The organism is Shimia sagamensis (assembly GCF_900182745.1).
Lineage (GTDB): Bacteria > Pseudomonadota > Alphaproteobacteria > Rhodobacterales > Rhodobacteraceae > Shimia > Shimia sagamensis.
On the sequence record NZ_FXTY01000002.1, the window covers coordinates 484,088 to 510,270 of the forward strand.

General features: G+C 57.6%; 28 protein-coding genes. 14 read left to right on the forward strand and 14 right to left on the reverse strand.

Annotated features, from left to right (window positions below):
- Positions 1 to 71: 71 nt before the first annotated feature.
- The 5 genes from QOL67_RS06830 to QOL67_RS06850 form a co-directional block, all read right to left on the reverse strand.
- On the reverse strand, positions 72 to 590 hold the full coding sequence (locus tag QOL67_RS06830; RefSeq protein WP_283425216.1) for a CarD family transcriptional regulator: 519 nt from the start codon (positions 588 to 590) through the stop codon (positions 72 to 74).
- Positions 591 to 887: 297 nt separating this feature from the next.
- A complete protein-coding gene (fdxA, locus tag QOL67_RS06835; protein WP_164641880.1) occupies positions 888 to 1,226 on the reverse strand; it encodes a ferredoxin FdxA in 339 nt (112 codons plus the stop codon).
- 50 nt (positions 1,227 to 1,276) lie between these two features.
- Positions 1,277 to 1,669, reverse strand: a complete 393-nt coding sequence (locus QOL67_RS06840; protein ID WP_283425217.1) for an RNA-binding S4 domain-containing protein — start codon at positions 1,667 to 1,669, stop codon at positions 1,277 to 1,279.
- A 4-nt stretch (positions 1,670 to 1,673) separates the two neighbouring features.
- Entirely contained in the window at positions 1,674 to 4,544 is a 2,871-nt protein-coding gene (locus QOL67_RS06845) for a helicase-related protein (RefSeq protein WP_283425218.1), read from the reverse strand.
- Between the two features lie 31 nt (positions 4,545 to 4,575).
- Positions 4,576 to 5,169, reverse strand: coding sequence for a tetratricopeptide repeat protein (locus QOL67_RS06850; RefSeq protein ID WP_283425219.1), 594 nt, complete (start codon positions 5,167 to 5,169; stop codon positions 4,576 to 4,578).
- A gap of 70 nt (positions 5,170 to 5,239) precedes the next feature.
- Between QOL67_RS06850 and QOL67_RS06855 the strand changes: the two genes are divergently transcribed.
- Positions 5,240 to 5,530, forward strand: coding sequence for an SCP2 sterol-binding domain-containing protein (locus QOL67_RS06855; protein ID WP_164641874.1), 291 nt, complete (start codon positions 5,240 to 5,242; stop codon positions 5,528 to 5,530).
- A complete protein-coding gene (locus QOL67_RS06860; RefSeq protein WP_283425220.1) occupies positions 5,530 to 6,483 on the forward strand; it encodes an alpha/beta hydrolase in 954 nt (317 codons plus the stop codon). Before QOL67_RS06855 ends, QOL67_RS06860 begins: the two co-directional genes overlap by 1 nt.
- Positions 6,484 to 6,553: 70 nt before the next feature.
- On the opposite strand, the gene QOL67_RS06865 is transcribed toward QOL67_RS06860, so the two are convergent.
- Entirely contained in the window at positions 6,554 to 7,384 is an 831-nt protein-coding gene (locus tag QOL67_RS06865) for a fumarylacetoacetate hydrolase family protein (protein ID WP_283425470.1), read from the reverse strand.
- A gap of 127 nt (positions 7,385 to 7,511) precedes the next feature.
- On the opposite strand from QOL67_RS06865, the gene QOL67_RS06870 reads away from it, so the two are divergent.
- Positions 7,512 to 9,341: a M3 family oligoendopeptidase gene (locus tag QOL67_RS06870; RefSeq protein WP_283425221.1), complete on the forward strand. Its 1,830-nt coding sequence runs from the start codon at positions 7,512 to 7,514 to the stop codon at positions 9,339 to 9,341.
- 59 nt (positions 9,342 to 9,400) lie between these two features.
- Here QOL67_RS06870 and QOL67_RS06875 read toward each other — a convergent pair whose 3' ends face one another.
- Positions 9,401 to 10,300, reverse strand: coding sequence for an SDR family oxidoreductase (locus QOL67_RS06875; RefSeq protein WP_283425222.1), 900 nt, complete (start codon positions 10,298 to 10,300; stop codon positions 9,401 to 9,403).
- An 83-nt stretch (positions 10,301 to 10,383) separates the two neighbouring features.
- Between QOL67_RS06875 and QOL67_RS06880 the strand changes: the two genes are divergently transcribed.
- Together QOL67_RS06880 and QOL67_RS06885 are read left to right on the forward strand one after the other, a co-directional pair.
- Positions 10,384 to 10,806: a winged helix-turn-helix transcriptional regulator gene (locus tag QOL67_RS06880; protein ID WP_283425223.1), complete on the forward strand. Its 423-nt coding sequence runs from the start codon at positions 10,384 to 10,386 to the stop codon at positions 10,804 to 10,806.
- A gap of 88 nt (positions 10,807 to 10,894) precedes the next feature.
- Positions 10,895 to 11,467, forward strand: a complete 573-nt coding sequence (locus QOL67_RS06885) for an MAPEG family protein (RefSeq protein WP_283425224.1) — start codon at positions 10,895 to 10,897, stop codon at positions 11,465 to 11,467.
- Positions 11,468 to 11,470: 3 nt separating this feature from the next.
- Here the strand turns inward: QOL67_RS06885 and QOL67_RS06890 are convergent, their stop codons facing one another.
- On the reverse strand, positions 11,471 to 11,956 hold the full coding sequence (locus QOL67_RS06890; protein ID WP_283425225.1) for a flavodoxin family protein: 486 nt from the start codon (positions 11,954 to 11,956) through the stop codon (positions 11,471 to 11,473).
- 157 nt (positions 11,957 to 12,113) lie between these two features.
- On the opposite strand from QOL67_RS06890, the gene QOL67_RS06895 reads away from it, so the two are divergent.
- The gene (locus tag QOL67_RS06895; RefSeq protein WP_283425226.1) at positions 12,114 to 12,554 is read left to right on the forward strand and encodes a DUF2147 domain-containing protein; all 441 of its coding nucleotides are present in this window, start codon (positions 12,114 to 12,116) and stop codon (positions 12,552 to 12,554) included.
- A gap of 18 nt (positions 12,555 to 12,572) precedes the next feature.
- On the opposite strand, the gene QOL67_RS06900 is transcribed toward QOL67_RS06895, so the two are convergent.
- Complete coding sequence (locus QOL67_RS06900) at positions 12,573 to 12,938, reverse strand: hypothetical protein (protein ID WP_283425227.1); 366 nt, start codon at positions 12,936 to 12,938, stop codon at positions 12,573 to 12,575.
- A gap of 168 nt (positions 12,939 to 13,106) precedes the next feature.
- On the opposite strand from QOL67_RS06900, the gene QOL67_RS06905 reads away from it, so the two are divergent.
- Positions 13,107 to 14,294, forward strand: coding sequence for a dipeptidase (locus QOL67_RS06905; RefSeq protein ID WP_283425228.1), 1,188 nt, complete (start codon positions 13,107 to 13,109; stop codon positions 14,292 to 14,294).
- Between the two features lie 271 nt (positions 14,295 to 14,565).
- On the forward strand, positions 14,566 to 15,111 hold the full coding sequence (locus tag QOL67_RS06910; protein ID WP_283425229.1) for a hypothetical protein: 546 nt from the start codon (positions 14,566 to 14,568) through the stop codon (positions 15,109 to 15,111).
- 156 nt (positions 15,112 to 15,267) lie between these two features.
- On the opposite strand, the gene QOL67_RS06915 is transcribed toward QOL67_RS06910, so the two are convergent.
- Both QOL67_RS06915 and mazG read right to left on the reverse strand, forming a co-directional pair.
- Positions 15,268 to 16,281, reverse strand: coding sequence for a Fe(3+) ABC transporter substrate-binding protein (locus QOL67_RS06915; RefSeq protein WP_283425230.1), 1,014 nt, complete (start codon positions 16,279 to 16,281; stop codon positions 15,268 to 15,270).
- Between the two features lie 77 nt (positions 16,282 to 16,358).
- Complete coding sequence (gene mazG / locus QOL67_RS06920; protein ID WP_283425231.1) at positions 16,359 to 17,192, reverse strand: nucleoside triphosphate pyrophosphohydrolase; 834 nt, start codon at positions 17,190 to 17,192, stop codon at positions 16,359 to 16,361.
- Between the two features lie 63 nt (positions 17,193 to 17,255).
- On the opposite strand from mazG, the gene QOL67_RS06925 reads away from it, so the two are divergent.
- The 6 genes from QOL67_RS06925 to QOL67_RS06955 all read left to right on the forward strand — a co-directional run bounded on the left by QOL67_RS06925 (position 17,256) and on the right by QOL67_RS06955 (position 23,055).
- Positions 17,256 to 18,416 carry a M20 aminoacylase family protein gene (locus QOL67_RS06925; protein WP_283425232.1) on the forward strand — a complete coding sequence of 387 codons (1,161 nt, stop codon included), beginning with the start codon at positions 17,256 to 17,258 and terminating at the stop codon, positions 18,414 to 18,416.
- Positions 18,417 to 18,526: 110 nt separating this feature from the next.
- On the forward strand, positions 18,527 to 19,486 hold the full coding sequence (gene speB / locus QOL67_RS06930; protein ID WP_283425233.1) for an agmatinase: 960 nt from the start codon (positions 18,527 to 18,529) through the stop codon (positions 19,484 to 19,486).
- Positions 19,487 to 19,584: 98 nt separating this feature from the next.
- Positions 19,585 to 19,980 (forward strand): DUF1499 domain-containing protein, encoded by a 396-nt coding sequence (locus QOL67_RS06935; RefSeq protein WP_283425234.1) that lies wholly within the window; start codon positions 19,585 to 19,587, stop codon positions 19,978 to 19,980.
- 304 nt (positions 19,981 to 20,284) lie between these two features.
- Complete coding sequence (prfA, locus tag QOL67_RS06945; protein ID WP_283425236.1) at positions 20,285 to 21,334, forward strand: peptide chain release factor 1; 1,050 nt, start codon at positions 20,285 to 20,287, stop codon at positions 21,332 to 21,334.
- Positions 21,331 to 22,164 (forward strand): peptide chain release factor N(5)-glutamine methyltransferase, encoded by an 834-nt coding sequence (gene prmC / locus QOL67_RS06950; RefSeq protein ID WP_283425237.1) that lies wholly within the window; start codon positions 21,331 to 21,333, stop codon positions 22,162 to 22,164. The genes prfA and prmC overlap by 4 nt, the downstream gene beginning before the upstream one ends.
- Before the next feature lie 222 nt (positions 22,165 to 22,386).
- Entirely contained in the window at positions 22,387 to 23,055 is a 669-nt protein-coding gene (locus QOL67_RS06955; RefSeq protein WP_283425238.1) for a DUF4167 domain-containing protein, read from the forward strand.
- 71 nt (positions 23,056 to 23,126) lie between these two features.
- Here the strand turns inward: QOL67_RS06955 and QOL67_RS06960 are convergent, their stop codons facing one another.
- The 3 genes from QOL67_RS06960 to rpoH form a co-directional block, all read right to left on the reverse strand.
- The gene (locus QOL67_RS06960) at positions 23,127 to 24,095 is read right to left on the reverse strand and encodes a Gfo/Idh/MocA family protein (RefSeq protein WP_283425239.1); all 969 of its coding nucleotides are present in this window, start codon (positions 24,093 to 24,095) and stop codon (positions 23,127 to 23,129) included.
- 75 nt (positions 24,096 to 24,170) lie between these two features.
- Positions 24,171 to 25,109 (reverse strand): hypothetical protein, encoded by a 939-nt coding sequence (locus tag QOL67_RS06965; RefSeq protein ID WP_283425240.1) that lies wholly within the window; start codon positions 25,107 to 25,109, stop codon positions 24,171 to 24,173.
- Positions 25,110 to 25,222: 113 nt separating this feature from the next.
- Positions 25,223 to 26,119 carry an RNA polymerase sigma factor RpoH gene (gene rpoH, locus QOL67_RS06970; protein ID WP_283425241.1) on the reverse strand — a complete coding sequence of 299 codons (897 nt, stop codon included), beginning with the start codon at positions 26,117 to 26,119 and terminating at the stop codon, positions 25,223 to 25,225.
- Positions 26,120 to 26,183: the final 64 nt, after the last annotated feature.

Below are 26,183 nucleotides of genomic sequence, written 5' to 3' on the forward strand. Positions count from 1 at the left end.
AACTGTTTGATAGGCCACAAAAAAGGGACCGCACCTTTCGGTACGATCCCTTCTAGAAACATGCAAAACGATTAGGCTGCGGCAGGTGCGCGTGAGACCAGAACGTCGTCGACTTTTTTGGCGGCAGCAGCTTCGTCGCCATCAGCCACAGCAGCCACTTCGCGGGTCAAACGCTCCAGCGCGGCTTCGTAAAGCTGACGCTCAGAGTAGCTCTGCTCGCGCTGATCATCGGTGCGGTGCAGATCACGCACAACTTCGGCAATGGCAATCAGATCACCAGAGTTGATCTTCTGCTCATACTCCTGCGCACGGCGGGACCACATGGCGCGCTTGACCTTAGCTTTGCCCTTTAGGGTTCGCATCGCCTGTTCAATCACGTCCGGGCTGCTCAAACCACGCATGCCAATCTCGGTGGCTTTGTTGGTTGGCACCCGCAGGGTCATCTTGTCTTTTTCAAACGAGATCACAAAAAGCTCCAGCTGCATGCCTGCAACTTCCTGCTCTTCGATGGAAATGATCTGCCCCACGCCATGTGCCGGATAGACAACAAATTCGTTCGGGCTGAACTCGTTTTTCTTGGATTTGCTCATGCAGTACTTCCTTTGTGAGCCCCCATCATGCCAGACGACAAATTTTCGCTCGGGAAAGGATGTTTCCCGATGCGAAATGTCCTCTGGTAGAAAAAGCCACCCTCAGCAAATGCGGGGATGGCTCTCAGGCAGTTATGTCCTCTGTGACAACAATATAACACAAAAACCGCCCCCTTTAAAGCGCAGGAGGCCTCAAAAGGTATTTTGTGTTCAGTTTTCAGTCCCTTAAGACTGAAATGTACAGCTTGGACAGCAGTCATGTCCCATTTTCAGGCCGAATCAGCCTGTGCAGAGAGCTTAGCCGCCTTCGCCTGGTGCTTCGGAGAAATATTTCTCCATTTTGCCACTTTCGCCATCCCGCTCTTCGGCTTCGGGCAATTGGTCTTTCTTGGTGATGATGACCGGCCACAGCTCGGAATACTTCCGGTTAAACTCGACCCACTTCTCCATATCCGGCTCGGTGTCCGGACGGATCGCATCCGCAGGGCATTCCGGCTCACAGACACCGCAGTCGATGCACTCATCAGGATGGATCACTAGGAAGTTTTCGCCTTCATAGAAACAGTCCACCGGGCAGACTTCGACACAGTCGGTGTATTTGCAGGCGACGCAGTTTTCAGTAACGACGTAGGTCATGGCTCAGGTCTTTCACATCAGCTTTGACGAACTGCCTAAAACAGAGCGGCTTAATCTTCAAGCCGCGAAGACTTCATAAGATCGAGATTGCGGCGATCCCGCTTGGTTGGACGCCCTTTTCCGTCAGAGCCGGGACTCTTGGGAACAGGTTTCTCCTCAGGCGTCAAATCGTCATATAATGTTTGGGCTTCAGGCGCTGGACCGCGTCGTTCCCCAAGGGCGGTCACTTTGATCACCCGCACACGCTTGGCCTGAGGAAACGTCAAAACGTCACCAATTGTCACACCGTGACTGGCTTTGGCAATCTTTTGTCCATTTACCCGAAGATGTCCGCCGGTGATGACTTTGGCCGACAGGCCACGGGTCTTAAAGAACCGTGCCTGCCAAAGCCATTTGTCAGCCCGAAGTTTGGGCGACGGAGTGTTGGAAGACAGAGCGCTCACGCGCTCAGCCTTTGTCTTTCAGCCCCATGAGTGCCGCAGCAAAGGGGTTGTCCGGGTCAATCGCCTTCTCCTTTTTCGGAGGACGGGCCTGGAATTGTTTTGGACCGTTGTCGCGACGTGGGCCTTTGCCTTTTGGCTTGCCACCCTTGCCGCGCGGCTTGTCGCCTTGACGGTCATTACGGCCTTGGCCGCCATGAGCTTGGCCTTGACCACCACCCCGACGCTGTTGGTTACGATTGCCACCCTGACGGCCGGACCAGGTGAAGGTGTAGAACACTTCCACTTCAGGTTCCGCAGCAGCTTCAGTGGCTGGTGCAACCTCGGCCAATGCCTCTTCAACAGGGGTGTCTTCAACAGGCGCTTCTTCGGCGGGTGCTTCTGGTGCTGCTTCCGCTTCAGGGGCTGCTTCTTCTGACGCAGCCGTGTCTGTCGACTCAGCCTCAGCAGGCGCTTCCGCAGCTGCCGATTCTTCCGCCGGGGTCGCCTCAGGCGCGGCTTTCACCTTCGCCCGCTCAGCTTTGACCGCTGCATAGCCGAGGCCCTGCATCAGATCAGCAAACTGCTCCAGCGTCATGCCGGTGATCGAAAGCATGTCCGCTTTGGCCTCAAAGCCACCACGGCTGTCTTCGGCGCGCAGCATATCGGCCAGACGTTCCAGCATATCGATACGGATCGCGCGCTCACCCGCAGCCCGGTAGCCTGACATGGCGTAGTAACCACGAGGGGCTTCCTTGATGGTTGGCACAGTCACCAGACCGGGAGGCGGCGATTCAGGGAAGTCCTGCAAGCCTTGCGCCAAGGACCACAACACCAAACGCAAGCGGGTTGGCGCGGGTTTCAGCAGCAGAGGCATAAAGATGGTGAACTGACCAAATCGGATGCCGTGCTTGCGCAGGGAGCCTCGGGCGTCCTGATCCAGCTCTTTCACTTCGGTGGCCACATCGCCACGCGGAATGATGCCAAGGTTTTCAACCATGCGGAACGCAAAGCCACGGGCAAGACCGTTCAGCTCTTCATCTTTGCTCAGGTTCAACAGTGGCTCAAACAAAGCTGCAATCTTGCGGTCGATAAAGTGCTGAAGGCGGCGTGCCACCTTCTGCGACACTTCTTCGCCAGCCTCTTCGTCGACAAAGACATCGATCATTGGCTTGAGAGGCTCGGCCCCGGCAACCAATTTACCCACCGCGTACTCGCCCCACATGAGGCCGCCCTGTTCGGTAAAGTCGATTTCCGTATCCGGCGCGTTGTAAAACCGATCCGCGCGCAAATGGAACTGCGGCGCCAACGCCTGCAAGCTCGCTGCCTTCAGCGTCTTGGCTTCCTGTCCGCTGGCTTCTTTGTCCGCACTAAAACGGAACCCTTCAAGACGACCGACGAATTCACCTTCGACGGTCACCTCACCTTTATCATTCACTTCGGCCAAAAGGGCCTCCTTCTGTTTGAGCCGGCGCATCAAAACCGATGTGCGCCGATCCACAAATCTTTGAGTTAGACGCTCATGCAAAGCATCTGATAGGCGATCTTCTACCGCGCGGGTTTCCCCACGCCAATGGTTTTCGTCACTAACCCAGTTTTTACGTTGTGCGACATATGTCCACGTGCGGATAAACGCCAGACGTTTCGACAATGTGTCAATGTCGCCATCCGCCCGATCCAGCCGCTTCACCTGCCGTGCCAGCCAATCATCCGGCACACGCCCACCTTGATGCAAGTACCCAAAGATGTTTTCGATCAGCTGGGCGTGTTCCGCGTGGCTGATGCCCCGGAAATCCGGAATGCGACACACATCCCACAGCAGCTTCACAGACGCGCCATCACTGGCCCGCGCGGCAACTTCCGCTTCATTGGCCACGGTTTTTAACGCCCGCAGATCGTCGGCCTCCCGCGCTTTCATCAGCAGCGCGTCCTCTGAGCCCACCTCAAGCGAGCGGATCAAGGCATCGACAGTGCCAAACTGCAGCGCTGGATTACGCCAGTTCAATTTACGCACCGGCGTAAAGCGGTGCTCCATGATCGCCTCCGCCACACCTTCATCCATCGGCGGCGCTTCGCCGGTCACACCAAAAGTGCCATGGCTCATGCCGCGCCCGGCCCGCCCAGCAATCTGTGCCAACTCGTTGGGCGCCAAAGGCCGCATGCGCCGCCCGTCAAACTTGGTGGTTGAAGCAAACGCAACGTGATCAATGTCGAGATTGAGCCCCATACCAATGGCGTCTGTCGCCACAAGGTAATCCACGTCGCCGTTCTGATAGAGCTCCACCTGCGCATTGCGGGTGCGCGGGCTCAGCGCCCCCATCACCACCGCCGCGCCGCCTTTTTGACGGCGGATCAACTCGGCAATGGCATAAACGTTGTCCACCGAGAACCCAACAATCGCAGAGCGCGGCTGCATACGGCTGATCTTGCGACTGCCAGAGTAGCTCAGCGTCGACATGCGCTCGCGCCGCATAAACTGCGCCTCTGGCACCAGTTCCGCGATGGTACTCCGCATGGTGTCACTGCCCAAAAACAATGTCTCATGTGTGCCGCGCATCCGCAAAAGCCGGTCGGTGAATACATGGCCGCGCTCGGGGTCGGCACAGAGCTGAATTTCGTCAATTGCGACAAAATCCGTGCCCAGCCCCTCGGGCATGGCTTCAACCGTCGCCACCCAATATTGCGCGCGAGGTGGCACAATGCGCTCTTCACCGGTAACCAGGGCCACAACAGAGGGTCCACGCGCCGCCACAATGCGATCATAAACCTCACGCGCCAAAAGCCGCAGCGGCAGGCCAATCACCCCGGAGCGATAGCCCAGCATCCGTTCGATGGCATAATGCGTTTTGCCTGTGTTGGTGGGGCCCAACACTGCCGTGATCTGCCGATAGTCGGCCATCTGTTCGCCCCGCCTGGCTAAAAGTTATGGCTCAGAGATCCTGCCCGCGCACCAATGGCGCGAGTCGCTCCAAAGCTTCTGTTAGGCCTGCCTGATGGGGATGTATAGCCTGCACCTGCTGATAGGCTTCATAGGCGTCTTTGGGCTTGCCAATTTCGTCCAGCATGATGGCCAAGCCCATGACCGCATCAAAATGTCTCGGGTTCAGTGCGATCACCTGCTCCAGATCACTCAAAGCCGGTCCATACAGGTCCAATGCATAATAGGCCCGTGCGCGCTCCGCCCAACCCTGGGCAAACTCCGGCGCGTGATCCACCAGCGCCGTGGCGTGCTCCACCGCAGCCTCCATCTCAGAGACCTCGATGGCTTTGCGCGTGCGCCGCAGCAGGAAGTCCGCAGAGGCAGACCCAGAGGCATCCCATAGGTGACGAATTTGCCCGGCCAATTGTTCAGCCCGCGCGGCATCCGCCACCGCCAGCTCCGCCATCATGCGCGACAATTCGCTGTCCGCCACAATCTCAGCCGCGTCGTTTTGCTGAGAAATCGCAACTGATGGTTGAAATGCCGTGACACACAGCACAAATGCCGCAACGGTAGGTTTGAGAAGATGTCGTAAGTTGACCATAACGTAAATCAATGTAGCCCGTGTGCGTGTGATTCCCAACATGTGCACAAGAATTTGAAGGATCAAGCAGATGAGCGATATCATTTCCGCCGCAGTGGCAGCCCTGACCGAGAAACTTGGCGGCGAAGCCTTTGATGGCTCTGCCAAATTTGCCATCGAAGGCGAAGGCGCAATCATCATCGACGCAGACGGCGTCCGCGCTGGCGACGACGAAACCGACGTGACCATGACCGCAGACGCAGACACCTTTCAGTCGATTCTCGACGGTGAGTTGAATCCAACTGCGGCGTTTATGTCTGGCAAACTGGCAATTGACGGTGACATGGGCGCGGCGATGAAGCTCGGCGGCGTGCTGGCCTGATGACCTTGCAGCGCGCGCCTTTTTATCACGACGTTGCCGAAGGCCCAGAGGCACAGGCTTACTGGGTTACGGCGGATGACGGGGTGCGCCTGCGTTTTGCCCATTGGCCTTTAAAAAACGCCAAAGGCCCGGCTAAGGGGACCGTGTTGCTGTTTCCTGGCCGCACGGAATATGTGGAAAAATATGGCCGCGCTGCCGCAGATTTTGCGGCGCGCGGTTACGCCATGATTGCCATCGATTGGCGCGGCCAAGGGTTGGCAGATCGCATGGTAGAGCCCCGCTACGTGGGCTATGTTGAAGCTTTTTCTGACTTCCAACGCGATGTAGCGGCTGTCCTGACAGCACTTGGCACGTTGGACCTTCCGCAACCCTGGCACTTGCTTGGCCACTCCATGGGCGGCTGCATCGGCCTGCGCGCCCTGAACGAAGGTCTGCCGGTCAAAACCGCGTCTTTCTCCGCCCCAATGTGGGGCATTGGCCTTGCTCCGCACCTGCGCGCCGCCGCCTGGACAATTGGCGCATTGAGCAAACCACTCGGGTTCGGTGGGCGACTGTCTCCCATGACCTCTCCAGTGACCTTGGTGTTGGATCAACCGTTTGACGACAACACGCTGACCAAAGACCCGGACATGTACGCCTATATGCAGCGCCAAATGACCGAACAGCCTGACTTGGCTCTGGCTGGCCCTGCAATCAACTGGGTTTACGAAGCTTTGAAAGAATGCCGAGACCTACGCGCCCTGCCTTCACCAAACATCCCCTGCCTGACCTTCCTCGGCAGCGACGAACGCATTGTGCACACCGGCGCAGTCCATGACCGGATGGCGCGCTGGCAAAATGGCACCTTGGACCTCATTGATGCTGGCGAACATGAAGTGATGATGGAGGTGCCAAAGACCCGCACCCACATCTTTGACGCCTGTGCCGCGTTTTATAACAGCCACAACACCTGACATTCATTTTCCTGAAATACCCTGGGGTGTCTGAGGGGCTGGCCCCTCAGAACCATCTGGTTACTCAAACTCACCCGTCGCGCATCACGCGTTGACGCTGCTTGCCCAAGCCTTCGATGCTCAACTCCATCACATCCCCCGCCTGCAAGTAACGCGGCGGCTTGAAGCCCATTCCGACACCAGGCGGTGTGCCGGTGGCAATCACATCACCCGGATGCAGGGTCATCATCTGGCTCAGATATGAAATGATCTCTGCCACACCAAACACCATCGACGCCGTATTGCCAGTCTGCACCCGCGCGCCATTCACATCCAGCGTCAATGCGAGATCCTGCACATCCCCCACCTCATCCAGCGTCACCAGCCACGGCCCCAGAGGCCCAAAACTGTCGCAGCTTTTGCCTTTGGTCCACTGCCCGCCACGCTCGATCTGCAGGCTACGCTCGGACACGTCATTGGCAATGGTGTAACCCGCCACATGGCTAAGAGCGTCTTCCTTGGAGACATATTTGGCCGCCTTGCCAATCACCACGGCCAACTCCACCTCCCAGTCGCCTTTCTCGGACCCGCGCGGCAGGATCACCGGGTCATCCGGGCCGACAATGGCGCTGGTGGCTTTCATAAACAGAATGGGCTCTTTGGGAATGTCCATGCCCGCCTCTTCGGCGTGGTCAGAATAGTTCAGTCCAATACACAGGTATTTGCCCACTTGCCCGACCGGTGCGCCCAACCGCAGGTCGCCTTCCGCCAGAGGCAGGCTTTCCGGATCCACCTCCGGCAAGTCCGCCAGCACGTCTCCGGCCAAATCCGTCACCACGCTGGACAAATCCCGCACCTGACCTGCCTTATCCAAAACGCCGGGCTTTTCCGCACCGCGCTCGCCATACCGCACAAACCGCATCTGATCCTCCGTCTTTGACTTGCCGCCATGCTCCCGCGCAGGCACAGGAAGTGCAACCCCCTCTTGAACCTCCACCCCGCCTCTGCCTATCTGATCTGCAACAGATTTCTGAACAAAGGCCGCTTCCATGCTGAACCTTCCCTTCCCCGCCACTGATCTACTACGCGACGCCAACGCCTCTTCCGGTGCCAACGCCTTTGGCGACCTGCCAGAGTGGGACCTGAGCGATCTCTATACCGGCGACGATGCACCTGAACTGAAAGCCGACCTGGAATGGCTCGAAGGCGAATGTGCCGCCTTTGCAAACGATTACGAGGGAAAACTGGCGAATCTGTCTGCCGCCGACCTGCTGAGATGCGTACAGCGCAATGAGAAAATCTCTCAGGTGTCCGGCCGCATCATGTCTTACGCCGGTCTACGCTACTACCAGCTCACCACCGACGCCGAACGCGCGCAGTTCATGGCGAATATGCAGGAGAAACTGACCAATTTCTCCACGCCACTGGTGTTCTTCACACTGGAACTCAACCGCCTCGAAGATGACAAACTGACCGCAGCCTTTGCAGAAAACATCGATCTGGCCCGCTACGAGCCAGTCTTCCGCCGCATTCGCGCAATGAAACCACACCAGCTGTCGGATGAGCTGGAGAAGTTCCTGCACGATCTTGGCGTGGTTGGCGATGCGTGGGAGCGCCTGTTTGACGAGACCATCGCGGGACTGACTTTTGACATTGAAGGCGAAGAGCTCAACATCGAAGGCACGCTCAACTTCCTGACCGATCCGGACCGCGCCAAACGCGAAACGGCCGCGCGCGAAGTGGCGCGGGTGCTGGGCGAAAACGTGAAGATCTTCTCCCGCGTGCACAACACTGCCGCCAAAGAAAAAGAAGTGGTTGATCGCTGGCGCAACATGCCGACCGCGCAAACCGGCCGTCACCTGTCCAACGATGTGGAACCCGAGGTGGTCGAGGCATTACGCGACGCCGTGGTTGCCGCCTACCCAAAGCTCAGCCACCGCTACTACGAGCTGAAACGCAAATGGCTTGGCCTGGACGTGATGCAGGTCTGGGACCGCAACGCGCCGCTGCCGATGGAAGATCCCACCACTGTGGATTGGGACACCGCCCAGAAAACCGTGATGGACGCCTACACCGCCTTTGATCCACGTATGGGCGAGTTGGCAGAGCCGTTCTTTAGCAAAGGCTGGATCGACGCGGGCGTGAAACCCGGCAAGGCCCCCGGCGCTTTTGCCCACCCCACTGTGACCAACGTGCACCCCTATGTGATGCTAAATTACCTTGGCAAACCACGCGATGTGATGACCTTGGCGCATGAGTTGGGCCACGGCGTGCACCAGGTGCTGGCCGCAGACCAAGGCGAGATGCTGTCCTCCACCCCGCTCACGCTGGCGGAAACCGCGTCTGTGTTTGGCGAAATGCTGACCTTCCGCGCGATGCTGGACAAAGCCGAAACTCAGGAGCAGCGCAAAATCCTGCTGGCGGGCAAGGTTGAGGACATGATCAACACCGTGGTGCGCCAGATCGCCTTCTACGATTTTGAGTGCAAACTGCATGCCGCCCGCCGTGAAAGCGAGCTGACCCCAGAAGACATCAACGCGTTGTGGATGTCGGTGCAGGCCGAAAGCCTTGGCGACGCCTTTGAGTATATGGATGGCTATGAAACCTTCTGGGCCTACATCCCGCACTTCGTACATTCGCCGTTCTACGTCTACGCCTATGCCTTTGGCGACGGCCTCGTAAATGCGCTCTATGCCGTTTACGCCGAGGGCGACGAAGGCTTTGAGGACAAATACTTCGAAATGCTCAAGGCGGGTGGTTCCAAGCACCACTCCGAACTGCTGGCACCGTTTGGTCTGGATGCCTCTGATCCGAAGTTCTGGGACAAAGGCCTGAGCATGATTTCGTCGATGATCGACGAGCTTGAGGCGATGGAATAACGCCTCAAGCCGTATTGCGAATGATGAAGGGCCGGAGCAAATTCTCCGGTCCTTTTTTCTTAGGCAGCCGCCGCAGCTTTGCCCCAGCTTTTGATATGCTCCACAACGGTGGACAGGGTGACATCAAAGGTCTCTTCAACCTTCTGCGTGTCAATGCACATGTCGTCATCGCCCATTTTGGCCAGAGCGCCGTACATGTCTGTCAGCATGTGCCCCATGCCCGGATTGCCAAAAGCTTCCGCCACCTGCGCCCCCAATTCTGCCGGAGACTGTGGAGCAAAGGACACTGGGCGCTCCACCCAGCCTGACAACAGCTCCGCCAATTGCCCGCCGGTGAGCGGCGCAGGCGTGCCAATTTCAAAGTGCTGCCCTGCCAGATCAGGGCGGGACAACGCCGCCACAGCCACTCGGGCTTGGTCAAAATGCGAGGTCCAAGTGACCTTCATTGTGTCTGGCAGCGGTGGATAGTTCAAAACACCTTCGGTTTTCAGCTGCGGTGTCAGGAACCCGGGCAGCAGGTTTTCCAGATAAATGGTCGGCTGCAACACAATCGAGGGAATGCCGCTGTTCAATACAGCCATCATGCCACCCGTGGTGGCGTCGATCATCATCGAGGACGGGTAACGCGCTCCGGACGTGCCTCCGGTGGTGAAGACAAGCAAGGGCAATCCCACCTGATGAGCGGCAGTGAAAAACGCGGTCATCCACGTCTGCGGGTCTTCAGGTGTGGCCGGCGCAGGCAGATGCAGAAACGCGGCATCAACCCCGTCTAATGCACGTGCAATGGCGTCAACATCATCCAAAGTGGCGGCAAAGGCATGTGCTTCACTGTGCATGTCGGAAATCTTGGCAACGTCGCGCGCCACAGCGCGCACAGTCAATCCTTTGGCAAGTGCTTCCTGCACAACGGGGGCGCCTTGCGCACCGGTGGCGCCAAAAATTGCAACGGTCTGGTTCATAGTGGTTCTCCGTGATACGGTGGTTACTGTTGAGAACCACACTTAAGAGACTTGGTTTGAGCGCAAAAGGAGGCACTAATTCATTGGATAGGCACACAGAAGTAACCCCCTCCGACATTCAGGAGATGAATGACGGTGTGGATACATGGGTGGCAAATGACTTCAGCGGCACTTGCCCGGTGCGTGATGTTCTGGATCGGGTTGGGGACAAATGGAGCGTGCTGGTGGTGCTGCGTCTGGGGCGCGGGCCGGAACGGTTCCGTGCGCTCCTGCGCGCAGTGGCGGGCATTTCCCAACGCATGTTGACGGTGACATTACGCGGGCTGGAGCGCGATGGTCTTGTGCACCGCGAAGTCTTCGACACCCGACCGCCCTCCGTGGAGTACAGCCTCACCCCTTTGGGGCACTCGCTGTTGGGCCACATCACAGGCTTGGCAAACTGGGCTGTGGAGCATGAGGCAGACATTGCACAGGCGCAGGCGGCATATTCCCACAAACATGACTGATCGCCGCGACCTCGCCCCGCACTTGTTATCTGGATTGAACGTGACCATGTGTTCTACCACTCAGAGATGAGAATGGGAGGATTGTAGCGTGACCGAGACAGGAATAGACCCCAATCGCGTGCGGCGCGTGCGCCGCATCATCATCGTCTACCCCTTTGCGCTGATTGCGGCGGCCATCATTCTGAACCTGCTGATTGGCGTCATGTCTGCGGTGCCAGCTGTGCCCTCCAAGCCCATCCTGATTGCCTTCACTGTCAGCGGACTGCTGCTGCTGGCCAACCATATTTGGCTGATGACCAGCACCGAGCTCACCCGCCTCAAGCACGGATTACAGGCCACGCCTGAAGAATGGGCCAAAGCAGGTAAAGTTGAAACCGAGGCAGACCCAACGGGTGTGCGCGAAGTAAAACGCCACCACGACGCCCACAACAACGCCTCCGAAAACACGCTCTACTTCGCGATCCTTGCTCCGGCGATGATGCTGATTTCACCCACAGAAATTCTTGCCTTCATTTGGATGATTGGATTTGCTTTGGGCCGCCTTGGCCACGCCTATGCCTATCTCAGTGGCAAAGACGGCCTGCGTGGCATCTTTATGAGCGTCAGCCTGGTGTCCTTGTTTGGCATGGCGAGCTATGTGGCGCTTGCTTTGTTGACCTAAGGCTCAAAACACCCCCATCGACAGCCCTGCACCCAGCGCTGCGCCAAGCTCTGCGCAGCGCGTCAAATCCGCCGCGCCAATCCCCTTTTCCGCCAGAATTTCCTCCTGTGTCTGCGCGTGGGTGCAGACAATCACCGGCGGTTGCACCTCCTTGAGCCGCCACCCTGTCGCAATCCGTGCCAACTGCCGCGCAGCACCTTCACCATCTGACCCGGCACAGATCAACTGCGCATAAGGCCGCCCCTCGATCTGCCCCAAAACAGGATAATAACAGCGGTCAAAGAACTCCTTCATCGCGCCTGACAGCGCGGCAAGGTTCTCCGGTCCGCAGAACAAATAGCCGTCCGCTGCCAGAACATCCGCAGGTTGCGCCTCTTCAGCACGCAACAGCCGCGCCTCTCCCTCAGCCTGCGCCGCCGCAAAGGCCGCCTCCGCCATCTGCCGACTGCCGCCTGTGCGGGAGTGATACACAATCAAAACCTGTGCCAATTTTTGCCCCTTGGCCGTGTCTTCGCCCCCACCATACCCGCGCAACGACCATCAAAACAATCACACTCAACGATTGAAGCGCGCCACAGCCTGCACTACGCTTCCTCCAACGTCTCTGCGTTGATCCTGCGCGTATTAGTCCCAAGGGAGACCCACTATGAAAGCCGTCTTTACCGCCGCAGCTCTTGTATTAAGCACCGCGCCCTGGGCCTCAGCTCAGTCCATCCTTGGCACCTGGACATGTGCACGCAGCACAGCGGACAATGATGCGGTGTCCAACGTCACATTCTCAGAAAACGGGCGGCTGGATGCGCTGGTGAACATTGACTTCTTGGGTCTGGACCAAGTGGTCGCGGCACAGGCCCGCTACCGCTCTGATTTCCAACTAGACGACGGCTTGCTCAGCGATACACCAGTCTCCGCCTATGTCAGCAAACTGACCATTGACGGCCAAGATGCCCGTCGCAGCGAACACGCGGAAACCCTGCGTCAGGCCCTACTAGAAGGCAGCGATGCCAGCGCCAAAGTGACGTTCACCTCTGAAAACTACATGATCCTCTCGGCCGACAAGGCGCCGATCAACTGCGTGCGCATGTAAGCCCACGCAGCCAAAAGATTACTTCATCAGATCGCCAACAATGCCCACCGCATCTACTACGGTGGACAGGTCATCAGAGACCTCCAAAATCTCATCATCCACACGGATATAGCGATTGCCTTTGCCCGGAGCCTTCAGGTTCCAGTTGTCCAAATCGCCAATGTCGTCCCAGTCCAAATCGGTCGGCAGCTTGGCGCCTCGGGTGTAGCGTTTGATCTGTCCCGGCGGGATGGCTTTGCCATTGCCATTGCCTTTACCCGGCTTGTCGATCTTCACTTTCTTGCTGTTGCCTTGACCACCTTTGTCTTTTGCCAAGGCTCCATCAGCCACAAACAGCCCCACAGACAATGCCAGTGTTGCTGCCAAAACGCTTCTAAAAATCATCTTTTGTCCTCTCAACGGGGTGCAATGTCCAACACTGTGCCACGGGGTTTGCCATCCTCAAAGCACCGTTTGAGAAGGTTGCGACATTCCGCTTTCGTCACGTCAGGCTTTGACAAACCCATCTCCCCGCCTAGGCTGCGGCCAAACACACGTTTTAGGGGAGAGAACATGCGCACCTTGGGAAAATGGCTGGGCCGGTTGCTGCTGATTGTTGGGGTCGCCGTGGCGGCCTTTTTGATTGTCGCGCCGGGACACGTGGAAAAATCACGCAACACAGTGAAAGACCACGCCCCCTATGAGGTCAGCGATGCAGCTCAAGATTTGCACGCCAGCTTGATCGTGGGCGACTGGCACGCCGACACGCTGCTGTGGAAACGTGACCCACTGGAATTCGCCAATCGCGGCCAGGTCGATCTGCCCCGCCTGATCGAGGGCAACGTCGCGGTGCAGGTTTTCACCGCCGTGACCAAATCCCCGGCGGGCCAGAACTACGACAGCAACACGGCGGACGCGCGCGACAACATCACATTGCTGGCAGTGGGCCAGATGTGGCCACCCCGCACCTGGAATTCGATTTTTGAACGCGCTGTCTATCAAGCCGAACGCCTGCACAAGGCCGTAGCGGAGTCTGATGGCAAACTGCGCATCGTGCGTAATAAGGCCGAGTTGGACGCCGTGCTGGCAGACCGCGCCGCAGGCAAAACCGTGGTGGCGGGTATGTTGGGCATCGAAGGTGCGCATCCGCTGGAAGGCAACCTCGACAACTTGCAAAAGCTGCAAGACGTCGGCTACCGCGTGATCGGCCTACAACACTTCTTTGACAACGCACTTGGCGGCTCGCTGCATGGCATTGGCAACAAAGGCCTGACCGAGTTTGGCCGCGAGGTGGTGAAAGCGGTAGAAGCGCGCAATCTGGTGATCGACGTGGCCCACTCCAGTCCGCAGGTCGCGCGTGACGTGATCGACATGACCAACATGCCGATGATCGTCAGCCACACCGGCATCTACGGAAACTGCCCGGTGAAGCGGAACTACGAAGACGCGCTGATGCAGGCGATTGTGCAGAACGGCATGGGCCAAGGCGGCGGCGTGGTTGGCATCGGCTATTGGTCCGATGTGACCTGTGACGACAGCCCGACAGGCGTGGCCAAAACCGTGAAAGCGGCGGTGGACCTGCTGGGGGAAAACCACGTGTCGCTGGGCTCTGATTTTGACGGCTCCGTTGGTACAGCGTTTGACACCTCAGAACTGGCGGCTTTGACGCAAGCGCTGATGGACGCGGAATTGAGCGAGACGCAAATCCGCAAGGTCATGGGCGAGAATATGTTGAGGGTACTGCGGGCGCGGTTGGAGTGATTGAAAAATTGCCACCCAATGTTGTCGGAACCCTTCCAAAGTGTTTCGGCAACAGGTTTCCTCCCACACCGCTGCGGTGCACATCAAGCTACGAAAGCGAAGCTCTTTTTGAGGGCTGACGTTCGCGGCGACTGCCAAGGCATTGTGAGCACCAAGAAAAAGTGGACTTTTGAAGCCAAAATCAAGATAATTCTAGAGCATACCTTCTTACTCTAGTCGTTTTGAAACTAGCCACGCCAGGATTTCTAAAGGTTCTCCCAAGGTTCCCAGAATGCAGACGGCATACATACTGAACCCAGAAAACCAAATTTGCCGGACTGAAGGTCCGTGGGATGAATTTGCGTTGCAAAACGATGGAGCGGAAGCAATAGAGGACAAGGTCGTTGGACATTCAATTTGGAACTTCACGGTTGGCTTTGAAGTTCAGAGTTTCCTAAATGCGGTCTTTTTCTTTGTTCGACGATCAGGTGCTATGTTCGAAACAAAATACCGATGTGATAGCAGCGACAGTCAACGCCTGTTCTCAATGGCGGTAAGCCCGATCGCAGATGGAGGCGTCAGAGTAGATCACGAACTGTTGCGGCAGTTTGAGCCACAACCAGCGGGGAAACTCGCGGTACTTGAGCACCATCGCTGCTTCAACCGTTGCTCCATGTGCTGTCACTTCAAGGTCGGAAACGAATGGATAGATCCTTTCGCCACCCCCGAAGAAGCCTTCTTCCCGAAAAGTCACACCATCTGTCCGAGCTGCAAGAATTCAGCACGTGAGAGTCTCGGCATCATAATCGACTTCCCCAGACATTCTCGCTCCGAGTAATTACAGTATTTTCGGGAACTCAATGACTTGGACCTGCGCAAGCAAAGTGCAATGTCGTGCGGTCTCAGACATTTTCGCTCAAGCCTTTCCCGCGGCCTTCTCTCACAAAAAAAGGCGGCCCAAAGGCCGCCTTCTTCGTCTCTCTCAACAGCCAGTTTAGCCGTCGAAATCAACCTGCTCGGTGATTTTCAGCGCTTGGGAGCGGTTGCCTGCCAGCGTCATCAGGTTCACGTCGTCCGCTGTGAATTCACCCCAACCAGACACCAAAGCGTCGGCTTCGGTGCCCGGAGCAACGGGGTACTCGAAGTTGGCTTTGGCATAGATTTCCTGTGCTTTTGGCGAGGTCAGGAACTCCATCATCTTGATAGCGTTTTCTTTGTTCGGGGCGGCTTTGGTCAGCGCCACACCAGACACGTTCACGTGGGTGCCTGCGTTTTCAAAGGTTGGGAACACGATGCGCACGCTGTCCGCCCATTCTTTCTGCTCTTCGTCAGACAGCATTTTGCCCATGTAGTAGGTGTTGCCTACGGAGATGTCACATTCGCCAGCCCAGATCGCTTTTACCTGTGCGCGGTCATTGCCCTGTGGCTTGCGTGCGAGGTTGGCTTTCACGCCTTCCAGCCAAGTTTTTGCGCCTTCTTCACCGTGGTGCTCGATCATGGCGGAGGTCAGTGCCACGTTATATGCGTTGGTGCCGGAACGGGTGCAGATACGGCCTTTCCACTTAGGGTCAGCCAGATCTTCGTAGGTGGTGACTTCACCGTCTGCCACACGGTCTTTGGAGGCGTATACAATGCGCGCACGGGTGGTCAGGCCAAACCAGTGGTTCTCTGGGTCGCGGTACTGTGCAGGCACGTTTTCATTGATGCTGTCGCTGACAACCGGTTGGGTCAGGCCTGCGTTCACAACACCGGCCAGACGGGAGATGTCCACGGTCAGAACCATGTCTGCAGGGGAACGGTCGCCTTCCGCTTCCAAACGCTCGATCATACCTTTTTTCAGGTAAGCCACGTTCACTTTGATGCCGGTTTCGGCGGTGAATGCATCGGTCAGCGGCTTGATCAGCTCAGGCTGGCGATAGGAGTATACGTTGACTTCGTCAGCCAGAACAGGCGCAGCAACGGCTGCAGCGGCGGCAAAGAAGATCGACGTGGAAAGAAATTTGGTCATGTCATCACTCACGGTGGAACGGTTTCGATGACGCCGCTTTAATCCGAGTTTTTTAATCAGGTCAATACCTGAATGATTTATTCAGGATTATCTTTCCGTGCTTTTTCCTCAACTTTCACCTCATCCCACAGTGCATCCATCTCTTCCAGATTACTCTCGTTTGGGGTCTTTCCGCGTTGCTTGAGTTTTGCTTCGACCCCCTCAAAGCGCCTGACAAACTTGGCGTTTGTGGCCCGCAGTGCCGCTTCGGGTTCGATCTTGAGATGCCGCGCCAAATTGGCAATCACAAACAGCATGTCGCCGAACTCTTCCTCAACCTCTGCCTGCGTCAGCTTGTCTCGGGCCTCGGCCAGCTCGCCCGCCTCTTCGACAATCTTGTCCACCACCTGCGAAATGTCCGGCCAGTCAAACCCCACGCGCGCGGCGCGGTTTTGCAGCTTCACTGCCCGCAACAACGCTGGCAATCCCAAAGCCACGCCATCCAGCGTGCCTTGCTGCGCCTTCCCTGCCCGTTCCGCCGCTTTCACGGCTTCCCAATCGCGGGTTTGCTGCTCTGCGGATTTGTCCCGGCTTTCATCGCCAAACACATGCGGATGCCGCGCCACCATTTTGTCCGACATGGTGTCTGCCACCTCGTCAAAGGTGAACAAGCCCCGCTCGGAGGCCATCTGCGCGTGAAACACCGACTGAAACAGCAAATCGCCCAACTCGCCTTTCAACTCATCCCAAGCTTCCCGCTCAATGGCATCGGCCACCTCATAGGCCTCTTCGATGGTATATGGCGCGATGGTGGCAAAATCCTGCTCAATATCCCAGGGACAGCCAGTCTCCGGATCGCGCAGACGCCGCATGATCTCCAAAAGACGCGGCAATCCGCCGTTGGGATTGAGGATAAGGGGATCTTCGGCCATTGCGTCGTGCTCCGGAATTTGCTTTGGATGGCGGTGAACAAATATTCAGAAAGGTGTCCACCCATGCCTGTTGTAAACCGTATTGCCGATTTTGCCGACGAAATGAAGGGCTGGCGGCGTCACCTGCACGCCAACCCGGAGTTGGAGTTCAATTGCCACGAGACCGCCGCCTTTGTTGTGCAGCGTCTGAAAGAGTTTGGCGTGGATGAAATCCACGAGGGCATCGCCACATCCGGTGTTGTCGCGATCATCACCGGTCAGGGCGACGGCCCCACCATGGGCCTGCGCGCCGATATGGACGCATTGCCAATGGACGAAATCACCGGACTGGACCACGCCAGCACCGTAGACGGCAAGATGCACGCCTGTGGGCATGACGGCCACACCACCATGCTGCTTGGCGCCGCCAAATACCTCGCTGAGACCCGCAAGTTTTCCGGCCGTGTCGCGCTGTTCTTCCAGCCCGCCGAAGAAGACGGCGGCGGCGCAGGTGTGATGGTCGAAGAAGGGGCGATGGAGCGCTTTGACGTGAAAGACATCTACGCCATCCACAACGTCCCCGGCCTGCCACTTGGCGAGTTTCACACGACGCCTGGTCCGATCATGGCCGCCGTGGACAGCTTTACGATTAAGCTACAGGGCAAAGGTGGCCACGGTGCCTACCCGCAGGACACCGTCGACCCGGTGGTGGCCGCGGTCGCCATGGTCAACGCCATCCAAACCATCGTCAGCCGCAACCACGACACCCGCAACGAATGTGTTGTCTCTGTCACGCAAATTCACGCCGGCTCGGCCGACAACGTGATCCCCGATGGCGGCTTCATCAACGGCACCATCCGCACCTTTGACAAAGACGTGCAGGCCATGATCCACCAACGTTTGAAAGAGATCACCACCGGCACAGCCGCCGCCTATGGCCTCACCGCAGACCTCGACATCGACATCGGCTATCCCGCCACAATAAACCACGAGACACAAACCGCCTTTGCTGCTGATGTGGCGCGTGACATTGCCGGCGACGTGGCAGTGAACGCAGATCAAGGCATGGAAATGGGGGCGGAAGACTTCTCCTACATGTTGGAGGCGCGCCCCGGCGCCTACCTGTTCTTGGGCGCGGGCGAAGGCGCAGGTCTGCACCACCCTGCGTTTGATTTTAACGACGACATCTCACCCATCGGCGCCTCATTCTTTGCGCGTTTGGTGGAAACGGCCCAACCGCTGTAAGCACATTTCGGGCGGTCTGACAAAACAGATCGCCCGCATGTCGTCTTCAGGCTTGACCTTTCTGTGGGATTTGCGAAATTTGATCAAATTCTACAGGAAGGAACGTACCCGTGGCTCTAGAAGACGCAAAAACCCAAGTTGATATGGCCTTCACCCGTGACAACCCACGCGGTTTGAGCTTTGAAAACACCTTTGGCGGGGCCACCTCTTTCCTGCGCCGCCGCTATTCCAAGGATCTCACCGGCGTGGACATCGCCGTCACCGGCATCCCCTTTGATCAGGCCGTGACCAACCGCCCCGGCACCCGCCTTGGCCCCCGCGCCATCCGCGAGGCCAGTGCCATTCAGGCGTTTGATCCGCCCTATGGCTGGGGCTACGATCCCATGAGCGAATTCAGTATTGTGGATTATGGTGACGTTGCCTTTGACTATGCGCGCGTGGCTGACTTTCCCGAAGCACTGACCAACCACATTCGCAGCATTCTTGCCGGTGGTGCAGCCAGCATCGCTCTGGGCGGCGATCACTATATCACCTACCCGATCCTCAAAGCATATGCTGAGAAGTTTGGCCCGCTGAGCCTATTACAATTTGACGCCCACACAGACACCTGGGCTGACGATGAACCCAACCGCATCGACCATGGCACCATGTTCTATAAGGCCGTGAAAGATGGTCTGATTGATCCCAAACGCTCTGTTCAGGTTGGCATTCGCACCGAAAACCCGGACACGCTGGGTTTCAACATCATTGACGCGCGCGAAGTGCATGAGACCGGTCCTGTGGCGGTGGCGCAGAAAATCCGCGACATCCTGGGCGATCATCCGACTTATCTGACCTTTGACATCGACGGTCTGGACCCGGCCTTTGCGGCCGGCACCGGCACACCTGTCTGGGGCGGTCTCACCAGTGGTCAAGCCAGCATCATCCTGCGCGACATCGCCGGCATCAATCTTGTCGGCGGTGACGTGGTAGAGGTCTCCCCACCCTTTGACACCACCGGTGCCACTGCCATTGCAGGGGCTCACATTGCCCTGGAATTGATTTGTTTGTGGGGGTGGACGCGGCGTTAGTTCGCCCCCCTCTGGAAAATGGCCAAACCACCGCATAAGTTGCAGGCGTCGGGCGATCTTCCGGCGAACTCTAGCGGATGATTTCAGGTGTGTGGAAAATGAATTTTCTTTGGCTCGTTCCAATATTGGCCATCGGCTTTGTGCTTTACGTGCGTTTGGCACCCAGCGATCCAGCCCGCTGGCACAAGGAACCTCAGATTGCCCATGACAGCGACACCGAAAACTCCGCACGCCGTCTTGTTATGTCTGGCCGCGACGGCCTTGCCCGCTTTCATCAGGTGGCCGTTGGCACCCCTCGCACCACGGCGCTTGCTGGCTCCGTAGAGGCGGGCATGGTCACCTATGTGACGCGTTCCAAAACAATGGCCTACCCCGACTACACCACCGCCTATCAGGACGGAGACATGCTCAAAGTCTACGGCCGATCACGATTTGGGCGCAGGGATTTTGGTGTAAACGGCGCCCGCGTCGATGGTTGGATCGACGCTCTGTAACGGCGCATTCAAGCTGGAACTCAGGCAACCAGGCGAGACCTCTCGCCACATCGGCACATTCAGCGACATCTGGCACTGCGCCATGAACATGCGCCCATCGACCTGCAAACAGATGGTCTCACCCACCTCAATGCGCTGGCCTTGTTTGTCGGTGCAATAACAATCCACAGGCACGCCATTCATCATCCCATCAGCCGCCGCTGAGGATGCAATCAGAGCAAATATCAAGGTTAGGTGTCGCATGGCCCTAGTATAGCGCAAACCGCGCCCTTGACCAAACCCGCGTATTGTCTCACTTAGCAGCATGGTACCAATAGAACGACTGCATCAGATCACCCAACGTTTTGAGTTCCTTGAGGCACAAATGGCCGAAGGCAGCGGCGACATTGCTGCGCTCGCCAAGGAATACTCCGACCTCAAGCCTGTGGTGGAGCAGGTTCTCGCCTATCAAAGGCTTCTGAGTGACATCGAAGACGCCGAAGAAATGCTGTCCGACCCGGACATGAAAGATTTGGCCGAAGAAGAGCTGCCAGAGTTGCGCGCGGCTCTGCCCGAAGCGGAACACGCCTTGCAGCTGTCGTTGTTGCCCAAAGACGCCGCCGACGCCCGCCCCGCCATTTTGGAAATCCGCCCCGGCACGGGTGGCGACGAAGCAGCCCTGTTTGCCGGTGATCTCCTCCGCATGTATCAGCGCTACGCCGAAAACCGCGGCTGGAAGCTCGACATCCTCGAAGAAAACGCCACCGAACTGGGCGGCATCAAAGAGGTGGTGGCTCATATCAAAGGTGAAAACGTCTTTGCTCGCATGAAATACGAATCCGGTGTGCATCGTGTGCAGCGCGTGCCCACCACCGAAAGCGGCGGGCGCATTCACACATCCGCTGCCACCGTGGCTGTGTTGCCCGAAGCCGAAGACGTGGACGTGAAAATCGACGCGGGTGACATCCGCATCGACACCATGCGCGCCTCAGGCTCCGGCGGTCAGCACGTGAACACCACCGACTCCGCCGTGCGCATCACCCACTTGCCCACCGGCATCATTGTGGTCAGCTCGGAAAAATCCCAACACCGCAACCGCGAGATCGCGATGCAGGTTCTGAAAACCCGCCTTTTTGATCTGGAACGCCAGCGGATTGACGATGAACGCGCCGCCGACCGCGCCGGCCAAGTGGGCTCAGGTGACCGGTCCGAACGCATCCGTACTTACAACTTCCCTCAAGGCCGCATGAGCGACCACCGCATCAACCTGACGCTCTATAAACTGGATCAGATCATGCAGGGTGACCTTGATGAGATCATCGACGCGCTCACTGCGGATGCGCAGGCCACAGCCCTGGCGGAGATGAACGGGTGAAAGGCACCATCGCAGCATTGGTGAAGCGCGCCGTAACCGTGTTGCAGGACATCCCCGTCGACAATCCAGTCGGCGAGGCACGCCTGTTGGTAAGCCATGCAACCGGCATTCCCGTGGGTCGATTGACGCTGGAGTTGCGCGAAGCTGCCACAGCGGCGCAGGAAGCGGCACTGGAGACCCTTCTCACACGGCGCACCGCCCACGAGCCTGTTTCCCATATGCTTGGCAAACGCGCCTTCTTTAATCACGAATTTATTGTCACTCCGGATGCCTTGGACCCGCGCCCCGACACAGAGGCGCTTGTCCTGCAGGCGCTTGGAGCGCGATTTTCAACCGTGCTCGATTTGGGCACAGGCACGGGCGCAATCATCCTTTCCCTGCTTGCTGAACGGCCTGAGGCAACAGGCGTGGCGACCGATCTGTCCCCCGCCGCGTTGGGTGTCGCCCATCAGAATGCAGACCAAATTGGCCTGACCGATCGGCTGACCCTGCTTGAAAGCGACTGGTACACCGCTGTCACCCGCACTTTTGATCTGATCGTGTCCAATCCACCATATATCGCACTCGACGAGATGCCTTATCTCGGTCGTGAACTGTCTTATGAGCCACGCATGGCGCTCACCGATGAAGGTGACGGCCTGTCCGCCTACCGTACAATCATCGACGGCGCCGCGGCTCATCTCAGCTCAGATGGCTGGTTGATGGTTGAAATTGGCTGGAAACAAGGACCGGCTGTAGAATCCCTCTTCCACAAGGCCGGTTTCCAGAATGTCGCCATTCACGACGATCTGGACCACCGCGACCGTGTCGTGATTGGCCAAAAGGGCTAAATCCCACGCAAATTTTCCTTTTTGCAAGCTTTTGCGCGATAATAGCACTTGTGCGAATGCCAAAGGCACAATATCAAGTTCTTGTCCTATTGGTGGATGCCCGCTCTGCGGGCGGTCCCGACTGGACATCAAGCCACAAATTGTCGCCCCCGGAATACTGATCGCAAGAGGCGTGAAACGGGACGAGCGACCGCAGTTATTTAAGGCTGGATTGCAGATAAAATGAGATCTTCGAAGTCACGCTCGCGGAATAAGTCAAACCGCAATCGCCCAACATCGGGCAATATTGTCAACCGTGTGTTTGACAGCTCTGGTCCTGAAGGCAAAGTGCGCGGCACCCCTCAACAGGTGATCGACAAATATAATCAGCTCGCACGCGACAGCCAGCTGGGCAATGACCGCGTTGCCACCGAAAACTTCCAGCAGCACGCCGAACACTATCAGCGCATGTTGAACGAAGCGCAGCGCGAACAAGATGCGCGGCGCGAGGAACAAGACCGCCAGAACCGCGAACGCCAGGCCGAGCGGGACCGCGAACGTCGCGAACGCATGGAACGTCAGGAGCGCGAAGGCAACAGTGGTGGTGGCAACCGCGACAAAGCCCCTGCCCCGCAAAACACCCCTGATGCGCCAGTGGACCTCTCAGAGGCGGATCAACCTGACCTGATCGTCGACGTGGCTGAAAGCAGTCTTGTGGTGGACACACCAGAGGCGGAAGCGCCAGCAGCCAAAAAGCCCCCGCGCAAACGCGCCCCGCGCAAAAAGCCCGAGGACAAGGCAGAGGCATCCGGCGAGAAAACCGAAAAGAAGCCGCGCCGGGCACCAAAGAAAACAGAAGCCCCCGCAGAACCTGCAGCGGCTCCGGCTGAGGACAGCAAAGCCGCGGAGTGATCTCGCGCTGCTAGACACAAAAAACCCCTCGCCGGCTTATACCGGCGAGGGGTTTTCTTTTGGCCAGCCGCTTATCCTTGCGCCAGAACCTGATCCATCATCATCTGCGTGCCCTGTGCCTGCTCCAACGGCCAAGCATAAGTTTCGCCCGTGCGGATCGCCCGGCCAAAGGCCTCCACCTGTTGCACATATTGGTTCACCACTGGGAACCGCTCAATGCGCACGGTTTGATCCGGCATCGACAGATGTAATTCCGCCTGATCAAACTTGCCTGCATTAAACGGGCATGTCAGCGTCATCAGGCCCTTTTCGCCATGAAAATGCATTTCCTGACGAGGTGCCGACCGGATCGAGGTATAGGCCTGATAGGTGAACCCCTCAAAGGCAAACCCCATGTCAGCAAACGTATCCACCCCATGCTCCCACTGCACCCGCGCGTAATCGAGCTGCACCGGCTCCTGTCCAGTGACAAACCGCACGCCGCCCAGCACATAAACGCCAATATCACGCAGTCCACCACCACCGGACGCCGCCTGATTGCGGATATTGCCGGTATCATTGTTAAAAAACGAAAACGCCCCGTTCACATGCACCAACTTGCCAATAGTGCCGTCCGCCAACAACGCCTTGGCCCGCTGCCACTGTGGGTGATGCACAATCATGTAAGCTTCCGCCGCCAACAGCCCGGCTGCGTCCCGCGCCGCTATCAGGCGATCAATCTCGGCCACATCCATGCCCACAGGCTTCTCAATCAGCACCGATTTGCCCGCCTCAAGCGCCTTGATGCCCCATTCCACATGCAGATGGTTGGGCAGTGGGACGTAAATTGCGTCAATGTCTGGATCGTTGAGCATGCCCTCATAGCTCTCATGATGCCGCACGCCTGGCGCAAAAGCCGCAAACCCAGCGACTTTCTCTGCACTGGACGAGGCCACCGCCGCAAGCTCTGCACTTGTTGCTGCATGGATCGCTGGCCCCATGGTTGTTTTGGCAAAATTGGCGGCCCCGAGGATGCCCCAACGGACGGGTGAGGTGGTCATGATAGCGCTCCCATTTGATGTTGGGAGGCTATGCCGCAGACTCTCGGCGTGCAACAGCACAATCGGCCCAAAGGTTTAGTTCAGCCCTTTCAAAGCGAACACTCCCATGCGTTTGTTCAACTTGTCGCGCCATGTCTTGGCCTTCATATCCAGACAGTGATGGCGGAAAAACCAAAACAGGAAGGGTTCAAATGGCCAATCGCGCGTCCACGCAGCCTCTATCGCGTCAGGCACCTGCAACAAGTCTTGCACCGTTTGCGTGCAATGATGGAAATCCACCCGCCCAAAGGTCAGCGACGGCACCCTGTGCAACATCGCTTCCACAGCTACGCTGGAACTGATCGATGCACAGAGCGCCGCGTTCTTCAAAATGTCATGCAGATTGCCATCCACAATTTGCACGCCATCTGACTGCGCCGCCAGCGCTTCAATTTGGGGCCAGCTTTCCTCAGCCTTGTTGCGGGGATGGCGCTTAATCAACACTTCACGTCCCCCACGTGCGGCAATCAACGCCGCCACCATGCTGGCTTCATCGGTATACGCCGCCCGCTTTACCGGCAGCGACTCGCCTTGCAAGAACACTGCGATTGCACCCGATGGATACTCAGTCGCCTCTGCAGGCTGCCCATGCTTGGACAGGCGCGGCTCCAATAGCCGCTCACGCAACCACCCACTGAACTTGGCCGCGCGTTCGGGCCGCACAGTTTCAGGATCAAACTCCAAGTCATAAATCGAACTCAACCCAAACACGCCGTTGGGGTCGGCGTACCAGAAATCTTGCAAATAACTTGGCCCAGTGTTGAGCACATTGGACATCTCAACCAGGCCTTGATGCACAAAATGGAACGCCTCCGGCTCAAACCCGGCATGCGCCCGCAAATACATCCGCTCGCGCAGCTCCACTTCACCACCTGCATTGCTCAGTGCAGCCCCCAGTTGCCGGTAAAACGCGGCAGGCCCGTTGCGGACACCGGGGAGTTGGTGGGCTGGTAAATGAATAACAAAGCGCGTCATGCCCCTTCATGGCACCCCACGCGCACCACGTCTAGTTGCGGAACAAAGCCCCCAAGCGCACAAAAAAACCGACCCGAAATTGGGCCGGTTTCTATATCTTTCATTTAGAAGCGTCAGTGCGCCGTCAACATCCCGCGTGTGGCGGCCAATTCCCGCATGCGTTTCTGCAGCTTTTCAAAGGCCCGCACTTCAATCTGACGGATCCGCTCACGGCTCACATCATATTGACCGCTCAGGTCTTCCAATGTGACCGCCTTCTCCGTCAAACGGCGTTGGGTCAGGATGTCTTTCTCCCGATCGTTCAGCACATCCATGGCCTCCGTCAGAAGCTCACGGCGGGCATCCAGCTCGTCTTTGGCCTCGTAGTCGCGCGCTTGGTTGGCGGTTTCATCCTCCAGCCAATCCATCCACTCCATAGTGCCTTCACCTTCGGAGCCAACCTGTGCGTTCAACGAAGCATCTCCGCCGGACATGCGCCGGTTCATCGAGATCACTTCTTTCTCCGTCACACCAAGATCGGTGGCAATCCGCTGCACGTTTTCCGGGCGCATATCGCCATCTTCCAAAGCACCAATCCGCGCTTTGGCTTTCCGCAGGTTGAAGAACAGCTTCTTCTGCGCCGACGTGGTGCCAAGTTTCACCATGGACCAGCTGCGCAGCACATATTCCTGAATACTCGCGCGGATCCACCACATCGCATACGTCGCCAGACGGAAGCCTTTTTCCGGATCAAACTTCTTCACAGCTTGCATCAGACCAACGTTGGCCTCGGAAATCACCTCAGCCTGTGGCAGGCCGTAGCCGCGATAGCCCATGGCAATTTTGGCCGCGAGACGCAGGTGCGAGGTGACCATTTTATGGGCGGAATCAGCGTCCTGCTCTTCGACCCAGCGTTTGGCCAGCATGTATTCTTCTTCCGGCTCCAAAAGCGGGAATTTGCGGATTTCCTGAAGATACCGGTTGAGACCACCTTCTGGTGTGGGTGCCGGCAGATTTTTGTAATTGCTCATGGCGAATGCCTCCCTTGTCTGTCTTACGCTGATTGTCTTGGGCGTATGTTTATGTCGTTAACAT

Bases quoted from the DNA above. Each gene is read 5' to 3' on its own strand.
- prfA (WP_283425236.1), top strand. From the start codon at position 20,285: ATGGTACCAATAGAACGACTGCATCAGATCACCCAACGTTTTGAGTTC.
- rpoH (WP_283425241.1), bottom strand. From the start codon at position 26,119: ATGAGCAATTACAAAAATCTGCCGGCACCCACACCAGAAGGTGGTCTC.
- QOL67_RS06910 (WP_283425229.1), top strand. From the start codon at position 14,566: ATGCAGACGGCATACATACTGAACCCAGAAAACCAAATTTGCCGGACT.
- QOL67_RS06895 (WP_283425226.1), top strand. From the start codon at position 12,114: ATGAAAGCCGTCTTTACCGCCGCAGCTCTTGTATTAAGCACCGCGCCC.
- QOL67_RS06860 (WP_283425220.1), top strand. From the start codon at position 5,530: ATGACCTTGCAGCGCGCGCCTTTTTATCACGACGTTGCCGAAGGCCCA.
- QOL67_RS06925 (WP_283425232.1), top strand. From the start codon at position 17,256: ATGCCTGTTGTAAACCGTATTGCCGATTTTGCCGACGAAATGAAGGGC.
- QOL67_RS06955 (WP_283425238.1), top strand. From the start codon at position 22,387: ATGAGATCTTCGAAGTCACGCTCGCGGAATAAGTCAAACCGCAATCGC.
- mazG (WP_283425231.1), bottom strand. From the start codon at position 17,192: ATGGCCGAAGATCCCCTTATCCTCAATCCCAACGGCGGATTGCCGCGT.
- fdxA (WP_164641880.1), bottom strand. From the start codon at position 1,226: ATGACCTACGTCGTTACTGAAAACTGCGTCGCCTGCAAATACACCGAC.
- QOL67_RS06915 (WP_283425230.1), bottom strand. From the start codon at position 16,281: ATGACCAAATTTCTTTCCACGTCGATCTTCTTTGCCGCCGCTGCAGCC.
- QOL67_RS06870 (WP_283425221.1), top strand. From the start codon at position 7,512: ATGCTGAACCTTCCCTTCCCCGCCACTGATCTACTACGCGACGCCAAC.
- QOL67_RS06845 (WP_283425218.1), bottom strand. From the start codon at position 4,544: ATGGCCGACTATCGGCAGATCACGGCAGTGTTGGGCCCCACCAACACA.
- QOL67_RS06830 (WP_283425216.1), bottom strand. From the start codon at position 590: ATGAGCAAATCCAAGAAAAACGAGTTCAGCCCGAACGAATTTGTTGTC.
- QOL67_RS06865 (WP_283425470.1), bottom strand. From the start codon at position 7,384: ATGCGGTTTGTGCGGTATGGCGAGCGCGGTGCGGAAAAGCCCGGCGTT.
- QOL67_RS06935 (WP_283425234.1), top strand. From the start codon at position 19,585: ATGAATTTTCTTTGGCTCGTTCCAATATTGGCCATCGGCTTTGTGCTT.
- QOL67_RS06905 (WP_283425228.1), top strand. From the start codon at position 13,107: ATGCGCACCTTGGGAAAATGGCTGGGCCGGTTGCTGCTGATTGTTGGG.
- QOL67_RS06850 (WP_283425219.1), bottom strand. From the start codon at position 5,169: ATGGTCAACTTACGACATCTTCTCAAACCTACCGTTGCGGCATTTGTG.
- QOL67_RS06900 (WP_283425227.1), bottom strand. From the start codon at position 12,938: ATGATTTTTAGAAGCGTTTTGGCAGCAACACTGGCATTGTCTGTGGGG.
- QOL67_RS06875 (WP_283425222.1), bottom strand. From the start codon at position 10,300: ATGAACCAGACCGTTGCAATTTTTGGCGCCACCGGTGCGCAAGGCGCC.
- QOL67_RS06855 (WP_164641874.1), top strand. From the start codon at position 5,240: ATGAGCGATATCATTTCCGCCGCAGTGGCAGCCCTGACCGAGAAACTT.
- QOL67_RS06965 (WP_283425240.1), bottom strand. From the start codon at position 25,109: ATGACGCGCTTTGTTATTCATTTACCAGCCCACCAACTCCCCGGTGTC.
- QOL67_RS06960 (WP_283425239.1), bottom strand. From the start codon at position 24,095: ATGACCACCTCACCCGTCCGTTGGGGCATCCTCGGGGCCGCCAATTTT.